The organism is Mycobacterium sp. NGS67 (genome assembly GCF_059812185.1).
In genome coordinates, this window is record NZ_JCALCF010000008.1 from 137,148 (window position 1) to 161,723 (window position 24,576).

General features: G+C 66.4%; 23 protein-coding genes. 11 read left to right on the forward strand and 12 right to left on the reverse strand.

Annotated features, from left to right (window positions below; all coding sequences use genetic code 11):
• Nucleotides 1-59: 59 nt before the first annotated feature.
• From AC5Y4D_RS09840 to AC5Y4D_RS09855, 4 genes are read right to left on the reverse strand one after another with little or no spacing between them, the layout of a single operon-like run.
• Nucleotides 60-905, reverse strand: coding sequence for a glycosyltransferase family 2 protein (locus tag AC5Y4D_RS09840; protein ID WP_500037061.1), 846 nt, complete (start codon nt 903-905; stop codon nt 60-62).
• Nucleotides 902-1,789 carry a glycosyltransferase gene (locus AC5Y4D_RS09845; RefSeq protein ID WP_500037062.1) on the reverse strand — a complete coding sequence of 296 codons (888 nt, stop codon included), beginning with the start codon at nt 1,787-1,789 and terminating at the stop codon, nt 902-904. The genes AC5Y4D_RS09840 and AC5Y4D_RS09845 overlap by 4 nt, the downstream gene beginning before the upstream one ends.
• Nucleotides 1,773-3,011: a glycosyltransferase family 4 protein gene (locus AC5Y4D_RS09850; protein WP_500037063.1), complete on the reverse strand. Its 1,239-nt coding sequence runs from the start codon at nt 3,009-3,011 to the stop codon at nt 1,773-1,775. The genes AC5Y4D_RS09845 and AC5Y4D_RS09850 overlap by 17 nt, the downstream gene beginning before the upstream one ends.
• Nucleotides 3,008-4,054, reverse strand: a complete 1,047-nt coding sequence (locus AC5Y4D_RS09855) for a glycosyltransferase family protein (protein WP_500037114.1) — start codon at nt 4,052-4,054, stop codon at nt 3,008-3,010. The genes AC5Y4D_RS09850 and AC5Y4D_RS09855 overlap by 4 nt, the downstream gene beginning before the upstream one ends.
• 265 nt (nt 4,055-4,319) lie before the next feature.
• Here AC5Y4D_RS09855 and AC5Y4D_RS09860 point away from each other — a divergent pair, with 265 nt between their 5' ends.
• The 10 genes from AC5Y4D_RS09860 (at nt 4,320) to AC5Y4D_RS09905 (ending at nt 15,784) form a co-directional block, all read left to right on the forward strand.
• Entirely contained in the window at nt 4,320-5,159 is an 840-nt protein-coding gene (locus AC5Y4D_RS09860; RefSeq protein WP_499990174.1) for a glucose 1-dehydrogenase, read from the forward strand.
• A 46-nt stretch (nt 5,160-5,205) separates the two neighbouring features.
• Entirely contained in the window at nt 5,206-6,714 is a 1,509-nt protein-coding gene (locus tag AC5Y4D_RS09865) for an FAD-dependent oxidoreductase (RefSeq protein ID WP_500037064.1), read from the forward strand.
• Between the two features lie 75 nt (nt 6,715-6,789).
• A complete protein-coding gene (locus AC5Y4D_RS09870; protein ID WP_499943449.1) occupies nt 6,790-7,461 on the forward strand; it encodes a TetR/AcrR family transcriptional regulator in 672 nt (223 codons plus the stop codon).
• Nucleotides 7,458-7,652 (forward strand): ferredoxin, encoded by a 195-nt coding sequence (locus AC5Y4D_RS09875; protein WP_499943448.1) that lies wholly within the window; start codon nt 7,458-7,460, stop codon nt 7,650-7,652. Before AC5Y4D_RS09870 ends, AC5Y4D_RS09875 begins: the two co-directional genes overlap by 4 nt.
• 2 nt (nt 7,653-7,654) lie before the next feature.
• Nucleotides 7,655-8,893, forward strand: a complete 1,239-nt coding sequence (locus AC5Y4D_RS09880; protein WP_500037065.1) for a cytochrome P450 — start codon at nt 7,655-7,657, stop codon at nt 8,891-8,893.
• 29 nt (nt 8,894-8,922) lie between these two features.
• Nucleotides 8,923-10,080 (forward strand): amidohydrolase family protein, encoded by a 1,158-nt coding sequence (locus AC5Y4D_RS09885; protein WP_499943446.1) that lies wholly within the window; start codon nt 8,923-8,925, stop codon nt 10,078-10,080.
• Nucleotides 10,077-11,303 (forward strand): M24 family metallopeptidase, encoded by a 1,227-nt coding sequence (locus AC5Y4D_RS09890; protein WP_500037066.1) that lies wholly within the window; start codon nt 10,077-10,079, stop codon nt 11,301-11,303. Before AC5Y4D_RS09885 ends, AC5Y4D_RS09890 begins: the two co-directional genes overlap by 4 nt.
• The gene (locus AC5Y4D_RS09895; RefSeq protein ID WP_500037067.1) at nt 11,293-12,411 is read left to right on the forward strand and encodes a M24 family metallopeptidase; all 1,119 of its coding nucleotides are present in this window, start codon (nt 11,293-11,295) and stop codon (nt 12,409-12,411) included. The genes AC5Y4D_RS09890 and AC5Y4D_RS09895 overlap by 11 nt, the downstream gene beginning before the upstream one ends.
• A 2-nt stretch (nt 12,412-12,413) precedes the next feature.
• Entirely contained in the window at nt 12,414-13,388 is a 975-nt protein-coding gene (locus tag AC5Y4D_RS09900) for an enoyl-CoA hydratase/isomerase family protein (RefSeq protein ID WP_500037068.1), read from the forward strand.
• A complete protein-coding gene (locus AC5Y4D_RS09905) occupies nt 13,388-15,784 on the forward strand; it encodes a CaiB/BaiF CoA transferase family protein (RefSeq protein ID WP_500037069.1) in 2,397 nt (798 codons plus the stop codon). The genes AC5Y4D_RS09900 and AC5Y4D_RS09905 overlap by 1 nt, the downstream gene beginning before the upstream one ends.
• Here the strand turns inward: AC5Y4D_RS09905 and AC5Y4D_RS09910 are convergent.
• The 4 genes from AC5Y4D_RS09910 to AC5Y4D_RS09925 form a co-directional block, all read right to left on the reverse strand.
• Complete coding sequence (locus AC5Y4D_RS09910; RefSeq protein WP_500037070.1) at nt 15,781-16,626, reverse strand: SDR family NAD(P)-dependent oxidoreductase; 846 nt, start codon at nt 16,624-16,626, stop codon at nt 15,781-15,783. The two genes, AC5Y4D_RS09905 and AC5Y4D_RS09910, sit on opposite strands and share 4 nt — an antisense overlap.
• A gap of 11 nt (nt 16,627-16,637) precedes the next feature.
• A complete protein-coding gene (locus AC5Y4D_RS09915) occupies nt 16,638-17,477 on the reverse strand; it encodes a mycofactocin-coupled SDR family oxidoreductase (protein WP_499943440.1) in 840 nt (279 codons plus the stop codon).
• 29 nt (nt 17,478-17,506) lie between these two features.
• Nucleotides 17,507-18,721, reverse strand: coding sequence for a cytochrome P450 (locus tag AC5Y4D_RS09920; RefSeq protein ID WP_500037071.1), 1,215 nt, complete (start codon nt 18,719-18,721; stop codon nt 17,507-17,509).
• Nucleotides 18,722-18,944: 223 nt separating this feature from the next.
• Nucleotides 18,945-19,598: a TetR/AcrR family transcriptional regulator gene (locus AC5Y4D_RS09925; protein ID WP_500037072.1), complete on the reverse strand. Its 654-nt coding sequence runs from the start codon at nt 19,596-19,598 to the stop codon at nt 18,945-18,947.
• 212 nt (nt 19,599-19,810) lie between these two features.
• Between AC5Y4D_RS09925 and AC5Y4D_RS09930 the strand changes: the two genes are divergently transcribed.
• The gene (locus AC5Y4D_RS09930; protein ID WP_499990188.1) at nt 19,811-20,986 is read left to right on the forward strand and encodes an acyl-CoA dehydrogenase family protein; all 1,176 of its coding nucleotides are present in this window, start codon (nt 19,811-19,813) and stop codon (nt 20,984-20,986) included.
• A gap of 72 nt (nt 20,987-21,058) precedes the next feature.
• Here AC5Y4D_RS09930 and AC5Y4D_RS09935 read toward each other — a convergent pair whose 3' ends face one another.
• The 4 genes from AC5Y4D_RS09935 to AC5Y4D_RS09950 are packed head-to-tail and all read right to left on the reverse strand — an operon-like array spanning nt 21,059 to nt 24,575.
• Nucleotides 21,059-21,826 (reverse strand): acyl-CoA dehydrogenase family protein, encoded by a 768-nt coding sequence (locus AC5Y4D_RS09935; RefSeq protein ID WP_499943670.1) that lies wholly within the window; start codon nt 21,824-21,826, stop codon nt 21,059-21,061.
• Nucleotides 21,827-21,854: 28 nt separating this feature from the next.
• On the reverse strand, nt 21,855-22,958 hold the full coding sequence (locus AC5Y4D_RS09940; RefSeq protein ID WP_499943435.1) for an acyl-CoA dehydrogenase family protein: 1,104 nt from the start codon (nt 22,956-22,958) through the stop codon (nt 21,855-21,857).
• Nucleotides 22,955-23,377: a nuclear transport factor 2 family protein gene (locus tag AC5Y4D_RS09945; RefSeq protein ID WP_499943434.1), complete on the reverse strand. Its 423-nt coding sequence runs from the start codon at nt 23,375-23,377 to the stop codon at nt 22,955-22,957. Before AC5Y4D_RS09945 ends, AC5Y4D_RS09940 begins: the two co-directional genes overlap by 4 nt.
• Nucleotides 23,361-24,575, reverse strand: a complete 1,215-nt coding sequence (locus tag AC5Y4D_RS09950; RefSeq protein WP_499943433.1) for a metal-dependent hydrolase family protein — start codon at nt 24,573-24,575, stop codon at nt 23,361-23,363. The genes AC5Y4D_RS09945 and AC5Y4D_RS09950 overlap by 17 nt, the downstream gene beginning before the upstream one ends.
• Nucleotide 24,576: the final 1 nt, after the last annotated feature.

The window sequence follows — 24,576 nt, forward strand, 5'->3', positions numbered from 1 at the left end:
TCCCGGGCTGTCGTTCGGTGATACCGCGCGGATTACCCAATTAATTGCCAAGACACTCGTCAACGCCCGATCGGTGAACGGACGCCGACGCGCACGGGTCGCCCGTCGGCCTCGCGGCGGATGGCACCACGGGCCGCGAAGGAGGACAACCAGCCTTCCATCGGCCACCAGCCCCACCTCCGGTAGAAGATCGCGGCGTTGCGCAGGATGTCGTCGAGGTGCTCGAAGGGTGGATCGGCAACCGGGTGGTATTGGTGAAAGGCGTGCGCTCCGCCCACCCAACGCATCGGCACTGCCTTGGCGGCGGCGCACTGCGCGAAGTCGGTGTCCTCGCCGCCGTAGCCGCGGTAGAGCTCACAGAATCCGCCGATGCGTTGCCAGGTAACGGTTTTCAGTGCGAAGGACAGTGACCAGAACAGGGTGTAATCCGTGGTGTCCAGCACGGACCCGTCGGGCGGCGCCGGGCGGGCGGGATGCGGATCAGGGTGGGCCCGGATCTCGGATAGGACGTAGCCGGATGGCGGCGGCGGCTGCAGATAGGTGACCGGTCCACAGAGCATGGCGTTGGCATGCTCGGGCCGGCTCGCGACGGCATGGTAGCGCTCGATCAGTTCGGTGCCGGGAACACAGTCGACGTCCAGAAAGATCAGCAGCTCGGCATCTTCGCGGATCGCGGTTTGCGCACCCAGGTTGCGTCCCAACGCAACCGGCAGCGGTTTGCCGGCCGCGCAGTCCACGACGAGGGAGGGCCCGTCCGCCTCGGCCACGATTGCGCTGACCTCCGGATCGTCGAGCGCCACCACGACGTGGACGTCCGCGGCTTGAGTGCCGCTGGCCAATCCCTCGAGCTGTCTGCGCAGATGTGCACTCCTGCCGTGCACGGTGGTGACGACCGCGGTTTTCATGCCGCCCCCCGCCTGCATCGTTGCGCGGTGGACTCGATGGCCGCGGCGGCGCGCGCCGCAGCCCCGTCGACCTGCCACCGGCACCAGCGCGCCGGGTCACCGGCACTGGCGTGTGCGAGCAGGGCCGGCCAGGCCCGCTGGTCCGGAGAATCGTGGGCGACGACGGCCAGCCGGTGCCGCCTCAGTATCTTCGCGGTGGCCTGCTGCTCGTCGAACGGGCGCGGCTCGGGGACTACGACCGCAAGCCGTTGCGCCGCCGCGATATCGGCGATGGCGCCCTGACCCGCATGGCTGACCACGACGTCGGCGGCGCAGATCGCCGGCCACGGGTCCTCGTGCCACACACCGCTCTTGCCGCCCAGCGCGGTCCAGCTGAACTCGGGATACGTTGCGGCACAGTGCTCCAAAGCCGCACCGAAGCTGTCATCGGCGCCACCCAAGACCAGCACCCGCATGTCCTCGACCGACACCGCGGTGCGGGGCGCACCGTCGGGACCGGAACAAGCGCGTCCCTCGAAACGGCTGATCCCACCGACGTAGCTGGTCTTGTCTTCGTATGGGCGCAGCCAGGAAGGCACGCACAACGCCTTGGGCCAGGCAGCCACGATGTGGTCGGCGATGCGGTGCACCAACAGGTGCGGAGCGTCAATCCGCTTGCCGGGCAACGCCATCACGACAACGGGCACACCGAGCAGCCGGACGAAGGTTGCCGCTTCGACCGACACATCGACGACGACGGCCTGCGGCCGCGCGTCGGCGACCCAGCGGGCGATCTGGTCCATCCGGGCGGTGAATCCCAGATCGTGTTGCGGCGCCCAATGCAGGGCACCGTGGGCTGTGGGTTCGCGCACCTGCTCGGCATCGTCGTCACGCGATAGCTTCACGATTGCCGAAAAGGGCTGCGGCCCGGTGATATCGAGTGAGGTCAACGCGGTCACCGGAATCTGCATCCGCTCGCAGATACTGACGGCTCGCGCCAGGTGCCCGAAACCTTGATGGTGGATGTAGTAGCCGATCATCTGCCTCACCTGTCGACTCGTCGATCATCTCGCGATACAGACCGCAGTAGGCGCCGACCATCACCGTCGACGAGCAGTGCCGTATGGCATGCTCGCGCACCCGATCTCGGGGCAGCCGAACCACTTCGGAGATGGCCCCGGCCATCGCGTTCACGTCGCCGGCGTCGACGAGTCGGCCCGAGTCCTCGCTGATGAGTTCGGGGATCCCGCCCCGGGCGAAGGCCACGACCGGCGTCCCGCACGCCATCGCCTCGGCGACCACCAGCCCGTAGGGTTCGTCCCAGGTCGGCGTTACCAGGGCCGCCGCGGCCCGCCCGACCAGCTGGGCCAGCCGATCGTGGTCCAGGTGACCCGCATATCGGATACCGCAGCGCAGGTGGGGTGCCACCTGTTCGGCGAAGTACCGCTCGTCGCAGATGGGCCCGGCGAGGGTCAACGGCCAGCCGCTGCGCCGGGCGACGGCGATCGCCAGATGCGGTGCCTTCTCGGGAGTTATCCGCCCAGACCACAACAGGTTTGGCCCACCGGGACCGAGCGGCCATTGCCGGGTGTCGATGCCGTTGGGTACCACGGTGACCGGGCCTGCGACATCATGCCACGACGCTGCGGTGTGCCGCGAAACGGCCGCGAAGCGTGCCTGCGTTCCGCTGGACGCGTCGATCGCCGACTCCAGCCAGGGTGTCGGCGGGGTGTGCACGGTGGTCAGCATCGGGGTCGACAATGCCGACGCCATCGCCACCGGCAGATAGTGCAGGCTGTGGTTGTGGATGACGTCGAACTCGGCGCGACCGGGGCCGGCCAGCCACAGCATCAGGGACAGGTAGGCATGGTGGTCGGCCATGAACGTGCCCGAGGGCATCGACACGTCACGTCGCGCCGCCTCGGACAAACCCAGCGGACGCACGTCCAGCGTCTGGCAATCCAGCGCCGGGTCCGAGTCGGGCGCGGCGAACAACGACACCTGACAACCCCGCGCCGCCAGTCCGCGGGCCAACTGGAAGACGTGTGCCTCCAGCCCGCCGGCGAAGGGTTGGCGGATCGGAAATCGGTTCGAGGCGATCAGCGCGACGCGCAACGGTGCGGTCATAACTGCACGTCCTGATAGATCTGACGGTGCGCGCGGGCGAGTTCGCGCCGTTCGGCGAGCCTTTCGGTCCATGTCGCGCGCGGCGCGGCGTCACCGGCCGCCCATCTCCGGTGCGCGTCGAGGATCGCCCGATGCAGCGACGCTTCATCGAAAGTGCTTTCATCGCAATGGAACACGCCACACGCGCGCTGCTGGTCGTAGTACCCGCAACTGGGCGCAACGACCGCGGTGCCCAGGTCGTAGCAGGCTTCCAGCCACCCCGAATGGGTGCCGAAGCGATACGGCAGCACCGAAACCGTCAGCGCGGCAAGATATTCCCAGAGTTCGTCGTCGGAGAAGTAGGGATGCACCCGCACGTCGACCTGCGGATGGTGGCGGTACTCCAGCAGGGCGAAACCGAATTCGGGGGCGAACCAATGATTGGCGGGATCGAAGATCTCGTCGTGCACGTCGATCTGCAACACCGCGTCGGGAAGGTCCGAGACGACCCGCGTAAGGGCTTCCACCACCGCCAACGGATCCATGTTGGCACGCACGCTCTTGGCGTGCACCCCGATCACGAAGCGCTCCTGGTGTCCCCGAGGCTGCTCGATATGGTCCCTGTCCAGCACATGCGGGTGGGGCAGCACCCGGGCGCGACGTTCCCAGCGCCGCCAAATCTGCTGCGCGGCACCAGTTGTCAGCGTGATCAGCTCATCAGCGGCGGCGATCAGCACATCCTGTTGCTCGGCATGGGCTGCCGGATCGGGATGGTGCGGGTTACGCAGATCGTGGACGGTGTAGACCAGGGGCTTGCGGTGCATCTTGAGTTCCTGGACGACCTCGGTCAGCACCTCGGGGCCGACGGCGTCGAAGCCGAAGTGGACGTGGAAGACGTCGAACCGCTCGTGGTTGTCACTGACCCAGCCCGGTTCCAGCATCAGCGGCGGCCACCAGCCGCCCGGAACCTTGCGACCGTCGGACGGGACGGGATCGTCGAGCCTGGTCACGTCGGCGGTGGTGGGGTCGGCGAGATGACGCACGTAGATGTGCGAAGCCGGCACCGACGCGACGCGTAACACCACGTTCCTTCCAGGGCAACGACTACAGACAGCCCGAGCGGGCCGCTGAAATGAAGCGGAGTCAGTTCCTGCTGGCTGAAGAACAGTGCCGTCGGACATACCCGCGAATTGAGCCGTCAAACGCAATACCGGGACGGCAACAGAACCACTCGCCGCCGGCTGTCATGGACGGGTTTATCCGGTCCGGGAGCGGCTACTACTGGGCCAGTGTCAGGGGGAGTCGAACGAACTTGAGAAGGGTTGAGCGATGGGTTTTCCCGAACAACAGCAAGAGGTGCCGGGCAGCCAGGCGCAGATGGATCCGGTGCCGGATTGCGGGGAGAACAGCTATACCGGCTCGGGCAAGTTGACCGGCAAGGCGGCCATCATCACCGGAGGTGACAGCGGCATCGGCCGCGCCGTCGCCATCGCCTATGCCCGCGAGGGCGCCGACGTGCTGATCGCCTACCTGAACGAAGACGAGGACGCCCGGGACGTCGCGCGCTATGTCGAGGACGCCGGGCGGAAGTGCGTGCTGGTTCCGGGAGATCTGTCCGACCCGCAGCATTGCCGGGCCGTCGTCGACCGGGCGGTTGCGGAGTTCGGCCGCATCGACGTGCTGGTGAACAATGCCGCGTACCAGATGACACACGAGAGCCTGGACGAGATCAGTGACGAGGAATGGGACCACACCTTCAAGCTGAATGTGGGTGCCTACTTCTACCTGACCAAGGCGGCGTTGCCGCACATGAGTTCCGGCGCGTCGATCATCGGCAGCTCCTCGGTGAACTCCGACTCTCCCAGCCCGACCTTGGCGCCGTACGCGGCAACCAAGGCCGCGATCGCCAATCTGTCCGCCAGCCTTGCGCAACTGCTTGGGCCGCAAGGCATCCGGGTCAACAGCGTGGCGCCGGGACCGATATGGACGCCGTTGATCCCGGCCACCATGCCCACCGAGAAGGTCGCGTCGTTCGGGGACGACGTGCCGCTCGGACGGGCCGGACAGCCCGCGGAACTGGCCCCGGTCTACGTGCTGTTGGCCTCCGACGAGGCCAGTTATGTGTCCGGCGCTCGGGTGGCAGTCACCGGCGGGAGGCCGATCCTGTGACCCGATAGGTCGTTTGTCGAGGGCGATTGCGGGTAACAAAATCCCCGTGACTTCTCTGTGGCTTGCCGATCGAACGACATCCTGGACTGCAAGCCGGCTCGATGACGGCCCGTTGTCGGCCGACGTCATCGTGGTCGGTGCCGGCATCACCGGGTTGACCACCGCCGTGCTGCTGGCGCGCGCCGGCAAAGACGTGCTGGTGCTGGAAGCCCGGACGGTGGGCGCCTGCACGACGGGGAACACGACCGCCAAGATCAGCCTGTTGCAGTCCACGCACCTGTCGAAGATCCTGCCCCGGCACGGCCGGGACACCGCCCGTGCCTATGTGGACGGCAACCGGGAAGGCATGGAGTGGGTGCTGGAGTACTGCCGACGGCGCGGTGTCGCGGTGCAGCGGGAGGACGCCTACACCTATGCCCAGTCGGCCAAGGGCGTCCCCTCGGTACGCGCCGAGTTCAAAGCGTGCCAAACGGCGGGTCTGCCGGTCACCTGGGAGGACGACGCCGGCGTGCCGTTCCCGTACCACGGTGGCGTCCGACTGCCCGAGCAGGCGCAGTTCGATCCGATGGAGTTCTCGGACGCGCTGGTGACCGAACTGCTCGAGCACGGCGGGCGCCTGGTGGAGCGCACCCGGGTGCGCAGCGTGTCCACCCGCGGCGACGGTGTGCGACTGCGCGTCAACGACGAGTCGCGACAGGACGTCGACGTGCGCGCCGAGCAGTTGGTGCTGGCCACCGGGATGCCGATTCTGGACCGCGGCGGCTACTTCGCGCGGGTCAAGCCGCAGCGCTCCTATTGCATGGCCTACCAGGTGCCGGGCACCATCACTCGGCCGATGATGATCTCCGCCGACTCACCGACCCGCTCGGTGCGGTATGCGCCGGTCAAGGACGGCGAGTTGCTGATCGTCGGCGGTGCGGGGCACACGGTGGGCCGGGAGAAAAGCCCGACCAAGGCTTTGGAAGAACTGTCGTCATGGACCCGCCAGCATTATCCGGGCGCGAAGCAGACGCATTTCTGGTCGGCCCAGGACTACAGCCCGATCGACGAATTGCCCTATGTCGGGCCGATCTTGCCGAACTCCGAAACCATCTACATCGCAACAGGATTCAACAAGTGGGGGATGACCAACGGTCCTGCCGCGGCGCTGGCGCTGTCGAGTCGGATCCTCGGTGGCCGGATGGACTGGGCCAGCGCGTTCGCCAGCTGGAGCCGGCACGAGCTCGCCGGGTTGACGACGGCTCTGCAGGCCAACCTCGAGGTCGGCTTCAACCTGGGTAAGGGCTGGGTCACCCCGGCGACGCGGTGGCACAACCGCAGCCCCGACAGCGACGAAGGCGGCGTGGTCAGCGGGCCGCCCTGGCATCTCGAGGCCCGGTCCCGGGTCGACGGTGTCGAACACGTCGTCTCCCCGGTATGCCCGCACCTGGGCGGCATCGTCAATTGGAACGACGCCGATCGGGCCTGGGAATGCCCGCTGCACGGGTCCCGGTTCGCGCCCGACGGGACGCTGCTGGAGGGGCCGGCCACCACCGACCTGACCGCATCGAGCTGATCGCCGTTCCGCGGGCGCCGATCTTTTAAATCAATCGCTTGACTTAACCGCACCGGGCGGGGTTGACTGGGCGGCATGACCACCGTCGGCCGGCCCGTGCGCAGTGACCGGGCCAGCTCCACCCAGGAGGCGATCCTGGTCGCCGCCGAGCGACTGTTCGCCGAGCACGGGGTGTTCGCGGTGTCCAACCGTCAGGTCAGCGAGGCCGCCGGGCAGGGCAACAACGCCGCCGTGGGCTACCACTTCGGCACCAAGGCCGACCTGGTGCGCGCGATTGAGCAGAAACACCGCGGGCCGGTCGAGGAGTTGCGCGAGCAGATGGTGGCCGGCCTGCCGGATTCCGCGGGGATGCGTGACTGGGTGGCCTGTCTGGTCTGCCCCCTCACCGAGCACCTGGAGGACCTGGGCAATCCCACCTGGTATGCCCGGTTCGCCGCCCAGGCCATGACCGATCCCGCCTACCACAACATCGTCGTCAAGGACGCGCTGAGCTCGTCGTCGCTGGTCCAGGTGATCGACGGCATCAACAGCTGCCTGCCGGACCTGCCGGTGGCGGTGCGGTTCGAGCGAAACATCATGGCGCGCAACCTGTTGATGCACACCTGCGCGGATCTCGAACGCGCACTCGCCGAAGGCACTTCGATGCCCCGCCCGTCCTGGCGGGCGGCCGCGACCGGTCTCATCGACGCGATCGTGGGCCTGTGGCTGGCTCCCGTGACCCCGGAAAGCGAAGCACCGAAGATATGAAAATCACTGTCGATCAAGACATCTGCGCATCGTCGGGCAATTGCGTGATGAACGCACCCGAGGTTTTCGACCAGCGCGACGAGGACGGCGTCGTCGTCCTGCTCGACCCCACTCCACCCGCCGAGCAGTTCGAGGGTGCCCGCAAAGCCGCCGCCTTCTGCCCGGCGCTGGCAATTCAGATCGAGGAGTGACCGTGTCCGACACACTCACGGATAACAGCACTGACACCGGTATTCCCGAATATCCGATGGCACGCGCCGCTGGGTGCCCGTTCGCCCCACCGCCGGATGTCATGTCGTTAGCTGACGCGAAACCGCTTTCCCGGGTGCGGATCTGGGACGGCAGCACGCCCTGGCTGATCACCGGTTACGAACAGTGCCGAGAGCTCTTCTCGGATTCGCGGGTCAGCGTGGACGACCGGATACCTGGCTTTCCGCACTGGAACGAACGCATGCTGTCCACGGTGCACAAGCGACCCCGGTCGGTCTTCACCTCCGACGGCGAAGAACACACCCGATTCCGGCGAATGTTGTCCAAGCCCTTCACCTTTCGGCGAGTGGAAGGTCTTCGCACGGCAATTCAGCAGATCACCGACGACCACATCGACAAGATGTTGGCGGGACCGCAGCCGGCCGACCTCGTCTCCGCGATCGCCTTGCCGATCCCGTCGCTGGTGATCAGTCAGTTGTTGGGGGTGCCCTACGAGGACGCCGAGATGTTCCAGGAGCACGCCAACGTCGGACTTGCTCGCTATGCGACCAGCGAGGACACCGTCAAGGGTGCGATGAGTCTGTACAAGTACCTGTCCAAACTGGTCGAGGCCAAGATGGACAACCCAGCTGAGGACGCAGTTTCCGATCTGGCCGAACGGGTCAAGGCCGGCGATCTCAGCCTCAAAGAGGCCACGCAGTTGAGTAGTGGCTTGCTGATGGCCGGCCACGAGACCACCGCCAACATGATCGGGATCGGTGTGCTTGCGCTGCTGGAAAATCCCGACCAGCTGCCGGCCATCCGGGATGCCGAAGACCCGAAGATCGTCGCCAATGCGGTGGAGGAATTGCTGCGCTACCTCAGCATCATCCAGAACGGTCAGCGCCGCGTCGCAAGCGAGGACATCCAGATCGCCGGCGAGGTCATCCGCGCCGGCGAGGGCATCATCATCGATCTGGCCCCGGCGAATTGGGACGCCGAAGCGTTCACCGAACCGGACCGGCTGTACCTGCACCGCTCGAACGCGGACCGCCATGTGGCCTTCGGTTACGGCCGGCACCAGTGCGTGGGACAACAGTTGGCGCGCGCGGAACTGCAGATCGTCTTCCGCAGCCTGTTCCAGCGAATTCCCACCATGGCGTTGGCTGTCCCGTTCGAGGGGATCCCGTTCAAACACGACCGGCTCACCTACGGCGTGCACGAACTGCCGATCACCTGGTAAGCCCTTTCACAGCCCAAGAGAGGTCAATGATGACAAGCACGCTCTACCCACCGAAAGGCTTTGGCGCACCGAAGGATCGCAAAGGCCACGCCATCGGCAGCAACGTGGGTCTGCCCGCCGGAACGGAGGTCTTCTCCGCCGACAATCACATCTCGCTGGCCGCCGACATCTTCTACGAGCGCTTTCCGGAAGACCTGAAGGACAAGGCACCCCGTATTTGGTACGAGGACGGCGCGTATCAGGTGGGCCGTAAGGGCCAGTCGTTCCTGCCCGGTGACTTCAGTGCCGTGCTGATGCAATACGACGACCTGCCCGGGGCGGCCAGCACCAACATCGAAGCGCGCATTCAGGAGTTACGCGAAGACGGCGTCGACAAGGAACTCGCGTTTCCCAACGCGGTTCTGGCGTTGTTCCACTACCCGGACAAGAAGCTCCGCGAGATCACCTTCCGCATCTACAACGAGTACATCGCGGAGTTGCAGGAACGCTCCAACGGTCACTTCTACGGCGCCGGGTTGATCAACTGGTGGGACCCGGAGGGCACCCGCAAGACACTGGCCGAGTTGAAGTCGTTGGGGCTCAAGACATTCCTGTTACCGCTGAACCCGGGCAAGGACGACGACGGAAACATCATCGATTACGGCAGCACCGCGATGAAGCCGGTGTGGGACGAGATCGAAGCCGCCGGGCTGCCGGTTACGCATCACATCGGTGAGACCCCGCCGAAAACGCCGTGTCAGTTCAACAGCGTCGTCGTCGGGATGATGATCAATATCGACGGCTTCCGGGAGCAGTTCGCGAAGTACCTCTTCTCCGGAATCCTCGACGATCATCCCAGTCTGCGGATCGGCTGGTTCGAAGGTGGAATCGCTTGGGTACCTTGGGCTTTGCAAGACGCGGAGCATTTGGTGGCGTCCTATCAGCACATGTTCAACCGGCCGCTGGAACACGATGTCCGCTACTACTGGGACACCCATATGAGCGCTTCGTTCATGGTGGACCCGCTGGGCCTGGAGCTGATCGACCGGATCGGGGTCGACAAAGTCATGTGGTCCAGTGACTACCCGCACAACGAAAGCACCTACGGCTATTCGGAGAAGTCGCTGGCGGCCGTCGTCGAAGCCGTCGGGCCGGAACGCGCCACCCGCATCGTCAGCGGCAACATCACGGAATTCCTGGGCCTGTGACGACTTTTGCGGCCGACGGTCTGACCATCCCGGAGACCCCGGACCTGTCCCGGCTGCGCCGCGAGACGGGAGCGCGGTTGCGCACCGCGATGGCCGAGCGCGGCGTCGATGCCCTGGTGCTGCTGGGCAACAACGCCGTGGTCTATGCCACCGGGACGAGTTGGCCGCTGGGCGATGCCGGAATTTCCTACGTCGAGCGCCCGGTGGCGGTGGTCCTCGTCGACGACCCGTGGCCGCACCTGTTCCTGCCGTTCCGCGAAGGTGCCGCGCACGAGTCGGAACTTCCCACCGACCACCTGCACGGACCGGTCTACCTCGAATTCGACGAGGGCGTAACCGATTTCGCCCGCCGCCTGGCCGAGCTGATCCCGGCCGGCTCGACCGTGGCCGTCGACGAGTTGACCGGTGCGATGTCGCGTGCCCGGAAGTCGTTGTTCCCGGGCGGCGCTCCCGTCGACGCGGCCGCCGTGGTCAGCGCCGCCAAAGTGGTCAAGACGCCCGACGAACTCGCCTGCATCCGCACCGCGGTCCGGATCACCGACGAGGCGATGGTCGAGGTCCACCAGGCGTTGGCCCCCGGCATCCGCCAGGTCGACCTGTCCGGACGGTTCCTGCGCCGCGCCTTCGAACTCGGAGCGATGGCCAGCATGCTGGAACCGATCTGGCAGGTGATGCCGAACAGCAGGGCCGAGGGGGTGTGGACCACCCACGGTGACCTCGCGCTGCCGTTGCTGAGCACCGAACGCGAGCTGGCCAAGGGCGACGTGCTGTGGACCGACGTCAGCATCACCTACCAGGGCTACTGCTCGGACTTCGGACGTACCTGGATCGTCGGACAGGATCCGTCGCCACGCCAGCAGGCCCAGTTCGACAAATGGCGACAGATCATGGACGCGGTGCTGGGCGTGGCCCGTGCCGGAGTCACCGCCGCCGACTTGGGCCGCGCCGCCATCGCGGCCAACGACGGCACCCGGCCGTGGCTCCCGCACTTCTACCTGGGCCACGGCATCGGCGTCAACGCGGCCGAAATGCCCATGATCGGAACGGATCTGGGCAACGAGTTCGACGAGAACTTCGTCCTGCAATCGGGCATGGTGCTGGTGGTCGAGCCGGTGGTGTGGGAGGACGGCACCGGCGGCTACCGCAGTGAAGAGGTCCTGGTGATCACCGAGGAGGGCTCGACCATATTGACCGACTACCCCTATGACCCCTATGGCCACTGAAGTCCTGGCCGACGACCGGGCGCTGCGCCTGGGCCGTCGGGAACGCGCGCTGGCCCAGATGGCCGAGTACGACCTCGACGTGCTGGTCCTGGGTCGGCAGGCCAACGTCCGATACGTCACCGGCGCACCGCAACTGTGGGTGGCCGGCACGCGCCCGTTCGGGCCCACCTGCGTACTGGTGCGCGCCACCGGTGCCATCCACCTGCTCAGCACCTGGGACGAAGGGGTGCCCGAGGACATCCCGCACGAGAACCTGTACGGCATCTCGTGGAACCCGGTGAACACCATCGCGGCGCTGCAGCGCATCGAGGGCGCCGCCGATGCGCGTCGGGTCGGAACCGACGCGCTGTCACCGGTTTTCGCCCAGTTGCTGCCGACGGCGTTCCCCAACGCCGAGCTGTTGGACGGTGAACTCGCGATGCGCGCGGCCCGGCGCATCAAGACCGACGACGAAATCGCCGCTCTGCGTGAGTCCGTCGCGGTGGCCGACCGGGGTTTGGCCGCCGCGGTCTCCGAGCTGCGGGCCGGGGTCACCGAGCAGACGCTGGCCGGGGTGTTGCTGGAGGCACTGGCCGCCGGTGGGGTGAGCACCCCGGCGAATCAGGATGTGGCGTGGGTGACTTCGCGTGAGCACTCCTGGCGGCGCGCCCACAGTGACGGCCGGATCCAGACCGGCGACCTGGTCGCCTTCTCGGCCGGAGTCGTGGCGGGCGGTTACATCGGCGAGGTCGGCAGGACGTGGCCGGTCGGGTCGGTACCGGGGGCAGCGGCGGCCTTCGCGCGATGGGACCGGTTGTGGGACAAGCTGATCACGGCCTGTCGGCCGGGCGCCGGTGCCGGCGAACTGCTGGCGGCCTACCAGGCGGCGGGGGAGTCGGCGCCGCCGATGCCGGTGGCGCGCGGTCTTGGCATGGGTTTCGACCCGCCGGTCATCTCCGCTCAGCTGCCACGCACGGCCGGTGACGAGCGACTGGAACCGGGAATGGTGTTGGCCGTCACGGGCTATGTCTGGGAACCCGGTGTCGGCGCGGTGTTCGGACGCGAAGCGGTGCTGATCACCCGCGACGGCCCGGAAGTGCTGAGCAGCAGTCCGTCCTGGCACGGTTGAACATGGGCGACAAGGCGGACCGCAAGGCCGCCAAGATCATCCGGTATGACAAAGACGTCGAGACCCGTGTCGCCACCATCACCTTCGATCGGCCCGACTACCTGAACGCACCGACGATCGCTGCCCGGCGGCGCTACGCCGACCTGCTGCACCGCGCCGGTGTCGACGACGACGTGAAGGTGGTGGTGATCCGCGGCGAGGGCGCCGACCTGGGATCCGGAGCCGACCTCGAGGAGTTCATGGCAGCCAAGGAGTCGGCGGATCCGGCGGCGCTGCTCGCCGAATTCGGTATCGGGGCAGGCGAAGTCACCTACCCGCCGAAGGGGTCGTTCCGCCACGGCGGCACCATCGGACAGTGGTATGCGAATCCGAACTCCGGTATCCGCGGGCTGCAGGATTTCAAGAAGATCAGCATCGTCGAAGCCAAAGGCTACTGCTACGGCTGGCACTTCTATCAGGCCGCCGACGCCGACCTGGTGATCGCCAGCGACGATGCGCTGTTCGGGCATCCGTCCTTCCGGTATTACGGCTGGGGACCGCGGATGTGGTGGTGGGCGCAGACCATGGGCATCCGCAAGTTCCAGGAAATGGTGTTCACTGGCCGGGCTTTCACCGCCGCGGAGATGTACGACTGCAATTTCCTGAACAGTGTGGTGCCGCGCGGGCAACTCGAAGCCGAGGTCGCCAAATACGCCTTGGCGTGTGCCCGTAACCGGCCCACTGACACCGTGTTCATGCAGAAGACGTTCTTCGAGATCATGAAGCAGTTCCAGGGTGAATACCTGGGCAGTGTGCTCGGCGGGTTCTTCGAGTCGGCCGGCGGTGCTGCCCGGGCCGACACCGGCGACTTCTCCCTCGATGCGGCCATCGAGCGGGGTCTCGGCGGCGCGGTCAAAGACAATGACGACAAGTTTCCGCCCGACTGGCGGTTGAGCAAGAAGGCACGCAAGGGCCAGGGCCGAAAGAAGAAGCGGTAGTGGTCGATTCGCCGTTGACCGGTTTCACGGTGGTCGACCTGTCCACCGGGATTGCGGGCGGCTATTGCACCAAACTGCTGGCCGACGGCGGCGCCGACGTCATCAAAATTGAACCGCCCGAGGGTGATCCGCTGCGATCCTGGTCGGCGTCGGGCGCGGACGTCGGAAAGGACGGCGCAACCGACGGGGCGTTGTTCAGCTTCCTGGCCGGATCGAAGTCCAGCATCGTCGCCGACCCAGCGAGCACGGACGACATCGACCTGGTCGACCGGCTGCTGTCCGCCGCGGACGCGGTCGTCTGGTCGCCGGGATCGGCCGTGGCCGAAGCCTTTGCGCCCGAACAGATCCGGGAACGTCATCCGCATCTGGTGGTCACTTCGATCACGCCGTTCGGCCGACGGGGTCCGTGGCAGGACCGCGCCGCCACCGAGTTCACCCTGCAGGCCTGGTCCGGGGGAATCATCGGGCTGGGTCGTGGTGTGGCCGACCGTGCGCCGGTGTTCGTCGGCGGGCAGGTCGGGGAGTACCTGGCCGGCGCCTACGCCAGCGCGGCCATCCTGGCCTCGCGCTACCAGCGCGACACCGACGGCCAACTCATCGACCTGTCCATGCTGGAAACCCAGATCCTCGGCCTCACTTACTATCCGGTCACCTACTTCGAGATGCTGGGGCGGCCGTGGCGCGTTGCGCGGCGGCCCACAGTGCCGGGCGTGGCCGCCGCGGCGGACGGTCTGGTCGACCTCGGCTGCGGGACCGCGCAACAGTGGTTCGATCTGTGTGCCATGGTCGGGCACCCGGAGTGGATCGACGAGAACTCACCGCTGACCATCACCGAGCAGGCCAATATCCATGCCGACGAGATCTACGCCTGGGTACGCAGCCAGCGGGTGGACGACATCCGCGAACTCGCCACCGCCTTCCGGATCCCGAATGCACCGGTAGCCAACGGCGCCAACGTCACGTCGCTGGACCACTTCGTCGAGCGGGGCACGTTCACCCGCAATCCGCGCGACGGGTTCTTCCAGCCCGGTCATCCCTACCGGATGCGACCCGCGCAGCTTCGGCCGCCGGGACCCGCACCCCGGCTGGGTGAGCACACCGCTCGCTACCGGGAAATCGACCCGGTGGCCCGCCCTTCTCTCCGGCCCCGAAAACCGCTGCCGCTGAGTGGACTTCGCGTGCTGGACCTGACGACGTTCTGGGCGGGACCGTCGTGCACACATTTCCTGGCCATGCTCGGCGCCGAGGTGATCCACGTCGAATCCACCCGCCGGCCCGACGGCACCCGACTGATCGCCGGCATACCCGTCACCGAAGAGTTGTGGTGGGAGAAGTCACCCATCTTCGCCGCCCTCAACACCAACAAGAAGGGCATCACCCTGGACCTGCAGCACCCGCGCGGACGGGAACTGCTGCACCTTCTGATCGTCGGCTGCGATGTGATCGCCGAGAACTTCACGCCCCGGGTCCTCGATCAGATAGGCCTGGATTTCGCTGCGGTGCAGTCGCTTCGGGCCGACGCGGTGCTGATGCGGATGCCCGGCTTCGGCCTCGACGGACCCTGGCGCGACAACCCGGCATTCGCCTACGTCATCGAATCGGCGTCGGGGGTGAGCTGGTTGACCGGCTACCCCGATCGCACCCCGTTCGAGCCGTATTCGGTCGGCGACCCCAACGCCGGCGTGCACGCGCTCAACGCGCTGCTGCTGGCCCTGGAACACCGCCGCCGCACGGGTCAAGGAGTGTTGGTCGAAGCGGCCATGGTGGATGCGGCCCTCAACATCGCCGCCGAGCAACTCATCGAATACTCCGCCTACGGCGCACTGCTGCAACGGTCGGGCAACCGGGGGCCGACCGCCGCCCCGCAGAACCTGTACCTGACCAAAGACGTCGACGAGTTCGGTCGTCTGGACAGCTGGGTGGCGATCGCGGTGGCCACCGACCAGCAATGGAACCAGCTGTGCGCGGCGCTCGAATCACCCTCGTGGACAACCGATCCCGCACTGGCCACCGCGGCGGGGCGACGTGAGCAGCACGACTACCTCGACAAGCAGCTGGCGCGCTGGTGTGAGACCCGCACCGGTGACGAGATCGTCGACCGGCTGTGGGAAGCCGGGGTGCCGGTGGCCAAGGTCATGCAGCCGCACCGCCAGACGGAACTGGCTCAGCTGGCCGCGCGCGACTTCTTCGAGGTCGTCGACCATCCGGTGTGCGGCCCGGCCAGGCTCAGCACCGTGCCCATGCGACTATCCGAGGGACCGCAGCGGTTTCACACCCGGCCCGCACCGCTGCTGGGACAGCACAATCACGAACTGCTGACCGAGCTGGGATTGACCGACACCGAGATCGCCGAACTGGAAGCCGACGGTGTGATCGGCCGGGCGCCCGCACGCTAGTGGCGCCAGCCCTCGGCGGCCTGCTCGTCGAAGGTCCGGTCGATGCGCTCGAAGCGTCGGCGGATGGAGGCCCGGGACGCCTCGTGCGGTAGCACGTAGAGGCGGTTGGCCGCGATGGCGTCGGCGGTCAGACGGGCGAAGTTGTCGACGTTGACGGTCTCGTCCTGTGCCGGCAGCGCACCCAGGTCGTTGGCCGAGTCCGGCGACGAGTCCAGTGCCTGACCCGCACCGCGGATACGCTCCGAGTTGGACACCAGCTTGGTCTCGATCACCATGGGGCACAAGACGGAAACTCCGATGTCGTTGGGCTTGAGCTCGCGAGCCAGCACTTCGGCGAGAGCGACGACTCCGTACTTGGCAACTCCGTAAACTCCGAGGCCAGCGTTCGGCACCAGACCGGCGAAGGACGCGGTGAAGGCGATGTGGCCCCCCGCCCCTTGCTCGATCAACCTCGGCAGAAATGCTTCGACGGCGTGAATGGCGCCCCACAGGTCGATGTCGATCACCAGGCGCCAGTCCTCGTGCGTCATCTGCGCGATCGGGCCGCCGATGCCGATACCGGCGTTGCTGAACAGCACATCGACCTGCCCGAGCAACCGGAAAGACTCATCGGCCAGGTTCACGACCTCGTCGAGATGCCGGACGTCGCACACCACGCCGTGCGCCTCGAAACCTTCGCCGCGCAGCCGCGCGACGGCCTGTTCCAGACCGGTTCCGTCGATGTCGGCCAGGACAAGCTTGGCGCCGCGGCGCGCGAACTCCGTCGCGGTGGCCAAGCCGATGCCGCTGGCACCGCCGGTGACGACCGCCCCGCGGCCTTCGTAGCTAGAAATTCCGCCCATAGGGACGGACCCTATTTCAGGCAGCTACCCGCATCGACAGGCAGGGTGACACCGGTGACGTAGCGGGACTCGTCGGAGGCGAAGAACAGCACCGCGTTGCTGATGTCCACGGCATCCACCCACGGAACCGGCAGCGTGTGGAACATCTGGCAGATCGGGGCCATGTCGTCGGGACCGGGGTTCTCCAGGTCCGGCCGGAACAGCTTCCACGTGCCCTCGTTCATGATCATCCCGGTGCTGACGTGGGTGGGATGCACCGTGTTGACCCGAATCATGTGGTGTCCCAACTCGACTGCGAACGAACGCATGATGCCGACCACACCGTGCTTGGCCGCCACGTAGTTGCCGCAGTGCGGGTACGCCTTCAGTCCGCCGACCGAGCTGGTCAAAATGATCGAACCGCCGTTGCCGCCCTTGATGAGATGCGGCACACCGGCTTTCACTGTCTTCCACACGCCGGACAGGTTCACGTCGATCATTTCCTGCCAGTCGTGCTCGCTGCACTGGTCCAGGGTGTCGCCGCCATTGCCGATCCCGGCGTTGGCGACGATGATGTCCAGCCGGCCCAACTCGTCGACGCCGGCATCCACCGCCGCCTTCAGTCCGTCGTAGTCCCGCACGTCCACTTCGGCGGTGAAGATCCGCCGGTTGAGACCTTTGACCAGATCGGCGGTCTCGGCCAGGTCCTCCGGGGTGGCCGCCGGGATGGGACTGGTCTCCACGACCCGCTTACAGACGTCGATGGCGATGATGTCGGCGCCTTCCTGCGCCAACCGCACCGCGTGGCTGCGTCCCTGACCAAGTGCCGCCCCGGTGACGAAGGCGACTTTGCCTTCTACACGTCCAGACATGTTTCTCTCCTTAGTTGGCTCGACCGGTCTCAGCCGAGCACGGCCGGCATGGATTCCCAACCCCGAACCGTCGACGTCGGGGAAAGTTTTGCTTCGGTGAGGTCGACCTCCCACTCGGGGAAACGCTTCAGGATCTCCTCGAGCGCGATCCGGCCTTCCAGACGCGCGAGCGCCGACCCGAGGCAGTAGTGCGTGCCGACACTGAACGTCAGGTGTTGGTGCGGCTCACGCCGAATGTCGAAAACGTCTCCGTCAGGCGGGAATTGGCGGTGGTCGCGGTTGGCCGCTCCGATGAGCATCATCATGACGCTGCCTTCGGGCACCTTTTGGCCGTGGTACTCCACGTCCCGCGTGACGTAGCGGGCCACGTGCGGAGCCGGCGGTTCGTAGCGCAGCAATTCCTCGACGGCGGCCGGGATCAACGCCGGATTCTCCGCCAGCGCACGGCGTTGATCCGGATGCTCGGAGAGCACCTTGCCCGCCCAGCCGATCAGCCGGGTGGTGGTCTCGTTGCCCGCACCGGATACGACCGTGATGTAGGTGAGCAGTTCGTCGCGGCGCATGCGGCGTACGACGCCGTTCTCGTCCTCGAATTCCGCGTTGAGCAGTTCGGTGGTCAGATCGGTGGAGGGGTGCTCCGCGCGCCAGTCGATGTACTGCCCGAAGAACTCGCCGCTCAGCATGGCTTCGGCCGAGAACTCCATCGGCTTGCCGGCTTCGGTACGCATCTGCGCGTTGGCGAAATCGCGTGCGGCCTCTTGATCTTCCTCGGGCACACCCAGCAGCATCCCGATCACCCGCATCGGCATCTGCGCGCCCAGATCGTTGACGAAGTCGAAACGTCCGGTACCGATCAGCGGATCCAAACTGCGGGCGCAGAATTCGCGGATCTTGGGTTCCAGGTCGTTGATCTTGCGCGGAGTGAACATGCGGGACAACAACTTGCGGTGGATGTCGTGCACCGGCGGGTCTTCGAAGATGAGCACACCCGGCGGCATCTCGATGTTGGCGCGGATGAGTTCGAGGATGGCGCCTCTGGCCGAACTGAACGTCTGATAGTCGACGAGCGCATCGTTGACGTCGGCGAAGCGGCTCAGAGCGTAGAAGTCGTGCTGCTCGTTGTAGTAGAGCGGCACCTCCTCACGCAGGCGCCGAAACATCGGGTAGGGGTCGGCGTTGAGCTCGACGTCGTAGGGGTCGAAGTAGACATCGTTGAGTGCGCTGTTGGGTGCGCTGACTGTCACGGGTAACTGCCCTCTCGCCGGAACCGCGCCCGCTCCCGGGGGGAGCGCGGTCATGCCGCCTGTAGAACTCTGTCATCACTCACCAACGAGTGTCAACGTGGAATCCGTTTTGGCTATTTACGATTCTTGATATCAGAGAATATCGTTCTCGTCCATTTGACAACGTGCGATATTCGCTCATTGGCGAAATGGGCTCGTGGAATTCCGGCCCCGCGACGGGGAATTATTTGCCGGCGAATCCCCGTGAGCAGAAGTCCCACACCTCGTCGGCGGTGATGGGATGGGCCGTATCTTCGTCGGCGCCGCCGCTGGACTGCGCGATGAACATCACGGTCTGCATGGTCATGGCGGCGGCCCGCTTGGGATTGACGTCGGCGCGCAATTTGCCGGCCTCCGCGGCGGCTTCGGTCAACTCGGTGAGCAAAGCCAGCAGCGGTGCATGCGCGACCTTGACCTCGGTCGGATGCGTGACCAGCAAACGAGGCGCGAAGTCGGTGAACAGCGGTCGTCTGGCCATGGGGTCGGGCCGGGAGGCTTCGTAGAGCAACTCCACGGCGACCTTGAGGCGCTCCAGTGCGTCGGTGTGACCCTCGGTCGCGGCGCGGATCTGGTCCGCGGAGCGGCTCAGAGCGTCCTCGAACAGGGCGAGCAGCAACTCGTGCTTGCCGTCGAACTGCAGGTAGAAGCTGCGCAACGACTGGCGCGACCGGTCGACGACCTCTTGGACGGTGAAGTCCGTGCTCCCCTTTTCGATGATGATGGCCTGCGCGGCGTCCAGGAAGCGCTGCACGCGCTGCGCCGCCCGCAATTTCGCGGTCTTGATGGAGCGTTCGACGGCGCGCTGTTTCCAGGCCGGCTCTTCACTGGGGTTTGTCACGGGCGGCTCAGATGATTGCCGCGCTGGGAGAACATGGTTGGACTGTACCGGAGAACGCCGCGCCATCGCTGTGCTCAACCTCCTCGCGGACGGTGACCAGGAGATTGTAACTTCCTCACGACGAGAATACTATTCTCTTTGACGCGTGTTTGGGAAGCAGATTTCCGAGAACAGGGGCTCGGGAGAGCTCCGGACAGCTAGGAGCGAGCGCCGTGCAGCTGAGTTTCGACGCCGACATCGAGGCATTCCGCGCCGAATTCATTGCGTTTCTCGACGAGCACCTGCCGGACGGGGCCGAGGGAATCGAGCGGCCGCTCTCGTGCTCGCACCTGCCGGAGTGGGCGGTGCGCTGGCAACGCCGGATGTTCGACCACGGCTGGCTACTACCCGGGAATCCGCCGGAATTCGGCGGCCGCAACGCCACTTTGCTGCAGCAGTACGTGTGCGCCGAGGAGTTGGCCCGGCGGCGGATCTACCGCAGCTTCAATCCCCAAGGTGTGGGGATCATCGCCGCGTCGCTGCTGTCGTTCGGCACCGACGAGCAGAAGCGGCGCTGGGCGGTACCGATCCTGCGGGCCGAGATCACCGCCTCGCTGGGCATGAGCGAGCCCGGCGCGGGGTCGGACCTGGCGTCGCTGAAGACCAAGGCGGTGCTCGACGGAGACCATTTCGTGGTCAACGGTCAGAAGGTCTGGACTTCCGGCGCCCACCACGCCGACGTGTTGCTGACGTTCGTGCGCACCGATCCCGACGCGCCGAAACACAAGGGCATCAGTGCCCTGATGATTCCGACGGATACACCCGGCGTGGTGCGGCGACCGTTTCCGTCGGTGTGTGACCACGACGACGTCGAGTTCAACGAGGTGTTCTTCACCGATGCGCGGGTGCCGGCCGAGAATCTGGTGGGCGCCCTCAACGGCGGTTGGCGGGTGGCGACCGGTTCGCTGGGCCACGAACGCGCCATGCTGTGGATGGATTACGCCAACCTGTTGGACCAGATGACGGTCGACTACACGCCGTCCGGGGTGCTGGAACGGGATCGTTACGCGACGCTGGTGATGGATGCCCGGGCGATGCATCTGCTGGGGTCGGCGGCGACGGCCCGTGCCGCCCGCGGCGAGGAGGACGTGCCCGCCCAGTCGGTGCTCAAGCTGCTGGGATCCGAAGCCCTGCAACGCGCTTCGGAGGAGGCGTTGCACGCCACCGGCGCCGACGGCCTGGTACATCCTGCGGTCACTGCGCAGTTCGCGCCGCTGGACCTCGACGCCCACAGCGGCAGCTGGTTCGACCGGTACGCGCGCAGCTTCGCCGGCACCATCGCAGGTGGCACTTCGGAGATCCAGCGCAACATCATCGCCGAGCGGATACTGGGACTGCCGCGCAATTAGTTATCAGCCTGCGCGAGTGTGAATCTCACGACGGGCCGACGGCGTGTCACGTCGTGGGATTCACACTCGGCGTTAGAGGTGGGCCAGGCGGGGCGCCGAACCCCGCTGCCGCAGTACCGCCCCCGCCTCGCGGGTCAGTTCGCGGGAGCTGCCGAGCAGCCCGTCGAACAGCAACGCCCGCTTGACGTGACGATGCAACCGGTGTTCGGCGGTGAAGCCGATGCCACCGAGCACCTGCTGGCAATGCCGTGCTGCGGTCAGCGCCGCCTGACCGGCAGCGGCTTTGGCCAGCAGGCTGGCCAGTTCGTCGTCATGGTCCGCGGCAACCTGCAGGGTGGCCTCGGCGCCCTCGATCGCGACCAGCGTTTCGGCGAGCCGGTGCCGCACGGCCTGGAAAGAGGCGATGGGACGGCCGAACTGGACACGGTCGAGGGCGTGCTGACGGGCCAGCGCCAGCATGGCCCGGCTGGTGCCGACCAGCCACCAGCCCAGCGCCCGTCGACCCGCGGCCAGCACCGAGGGCGTCAGGGGCTCTCCGGTGGGCACCCGGTGTATCGGAATGTCGTCGTCCAAGGCTGACGTGTCCTGGTCGGTGCGTTCCCAGACCACCCAGGACCCGCCGGCGTAGGGCAGCGGCACCGGCTCGCCACCCGGCTGCCCTACGACGTCGTTCAGAACCGAGGCGTGCGCGCCGGTTTCGCCGAGCAATCCGAAGACCAAAGGTATTGCCGTGTCGGGGATCTCGTCCAGCATGTCGAGCCAGCCCAACTCTGCCAGCGCGGAGTCGAGTCGCGAACCGGAATGCGCATTCATCGCGGTCCGCAGCGAATCGGCGATCATGCGCAGTTCTTCGGGATCGGTCACACCGTCACTCCTTCCCGAGATCCAACAGCCGGCGGGCGATGATGTTGCGCTGGATCTCGGCGGTGCCGCCATAGATGGTGGCCGCGCGGGAGTACAGGTACTCGGGCCGCCACGGCGTGTCGTCGAGTTCCAGCGCGCCTGGCAGCAGGTCGTGCACGGTGTCGTAGAGCTTCTGCTCGGCGCCGGCCAGCAGCACCTTGTCGATGGAGGTGTCCGGGCCCAATCTGGCCCCGTCGGCCAGCCGGTGCTGGGTGGCGCGGGACCGGCAGCGCAGCGTATGCAACGCGAGATAGGCTGCGCCCAAAGCGGATTCGTCAGCGGCAGTCACTTCGGATATGAGTGCGTCGAAACGTGAGTACAGATAGGCGATCCGCTGCCAGAAACAGGTCGAGCGTTCATAGGGCAACAGATCCATCGCCAGGCGCCAGCCGTCTCCCGGCTTGCCGAGCATCCGGCTGGACGGGACCACCACGTCGTCGTAATAGACCTCGCAGAATTCGTCGACGCCGTGCATGGTGTGCAGCGGCCGGACGGTGATGCCCGGTGTGTCCATGTCGACGAAGAACGCGGTGATGCCGTCATGGCCGGGCGCGGTGCGGGTGAGCAGGACGCACCGGGTGGAGTACTGCGCGAAACTGGTCCAGACCTTCTGCCCGTTGACGATCCAGTTGTCCCCGTCCTGGGCGGCGCGCGTGGTCAGCGAGGCCAGATCGCTTCCCGACCCCGGTTCGGAGAACCCCTGACACCACTGCTCGCGCCCGCTGAGCAGCAACGGCACCATTTCGGCAGCGAGTTCGGTTGGCGCATAATCGATCATCGTCGGGGCGAGGACCTCCAGCATCGAGTAAGGGCCGGGCTCGGCCAACCGCCGGCCGACCACCTCCTCGCCGACGATCGCGCGCAGCAGAGCGGGCCCACCCAGCCCGCCGACTTCGACCGGCCAGCCGTAACGCATCCAACCCGCGTCGTACAGTGCCTCGCTGACTCGGGCGAATTGCCGCATATGACCCTGCAGCGAATGGTCGGGCCCAGGCGTTAGGTCATGGTCGTCGAGCCACGCGCACAAATCGGCCCGGAACTGCTCGACCGTGACGGTGCCAGAATTCACGGCGTAGGGCGACCGACGGCGTGCGGGCGCCCCGAGTCGTGCACCCCGCTACGTCGAATGAATGTCATGGCACGGGTTTTCAGCCGCCAGCCATCGGCGGTCCGCAGATAGGTGTCGCGGTAGTAACCGATGCGCATGTCGTGTGCCGAGTGCTCGATGAAGCACAGCGGCTGGGTGCCGGTTGCCGTGTCGCCATCGAGATTCTCGACCAACGAGGTGCCGGTCATGAACAGGCCCTTGGGTGCGGCGGCCACCAGTTCCGGGAACCGGTCCAGGGTGTAGGTGTCGCCGAACGCGCTGTAGGTCCCGTCCGGGGTGAAGACGCCGACGAGTCCGTCGATGTCACCCTGGGTGATGGTTACCGCGTATCGAGCCAGTAGCTGCTGGATCTCGACCAAATCGTCAGTTCTGGTTGGCATAGACCTTGCCGCCTTTCATGACAAAGCTGACGTTACGGGTAACGGTGATGTCTTCCAACGGGTTTCCCGGCACCGCGATGACGTCGGCGAGCATGCCTTCGGCCAGCCTGCCCAGGTCTTTGGAATTGATCAGATCCGCTGCCGTCACGGTAGCGGCGCGCAGCACCGCCAACGGCGGCAGGCCCCAATCCACCAGGGTGACGAGTTCGTCGGCGTTCTTGCCGTGCGGTATCGCCGGCGCGTCGGTGCCGACCGCGATCTTCACCCCGGCCTCGTAGGCGGCCTTGATCGACGTCTTGGCCTTCGGAAACATCTCGGCGGCCTTGTCCTGCAACTCTTTCGGGGCGTGCGACACGTCCATCGCCTCGGCGAGCCGACGGGTGGTCACCAGGAACCGGTCGTTGTCGACCAGCATCTGGATCGCCTCGTCGTCCATCAGGAAGCCGTGTTCGATGCAGTCGATACCGCAGGCAACGGCGTGCTTGACCGCTTCCGCTCCGTGCGTGTGCGCGGCGACGCGCAGCCCGCGCCGGTGCGCCTCGTCGACGATGGCGCGCAACTCTTCGTCCGAATAGTGTTGTGCGCCGGCCTCACCGGTCAACGACATCACGCCGCCGGAAACGCAGACTTTGATCAGCTGCGCGCCGTGCTTGATCTGGTAGCGCACCGCTTTGCGGATCTCGTCGACCCCGTTGGCGATGCCCTCCTCCACCGTCAGCTCCAGCGCGTGCGGCGCAAACGCGGCGAACATCGTCGGGTCCAGATGCCCACCCGTCGGCGTAATCGCATGTCCGGCAGGCACAATCCGTGGACCCTCGATCCAGCCCGCGTCGATCGCCTTGCCGAGTGCCACATCCAGCAGGTAGCCGCCGGTCTTGACGAACAGCCCGAGGTTGCGCACCGTGGTGAACCCGGCACGCAGCGTGCGCCGGGCGTTGCCGACCGCACGCAGCACCCGGGTCGGCGGGTCGTCTTGAACCTGAGACAGTCCCGGCCGCTCGCCGCGACCACCCATCAGCAGGTTCACCTCCATGTCCATCAGCCCCGGCAGCAGGATCTGATCCCCGAGATCTATTGTGTCGCCCTCGGGTTCACCTCCGACGCCGACGATCCGGTCACCGTCGATCCGCAGGATGCCGGGCCGGACGATATCTCCGGCGTCGACGTCGAGCAGCCCGGCGGCCTTGAGCGTCAGCACC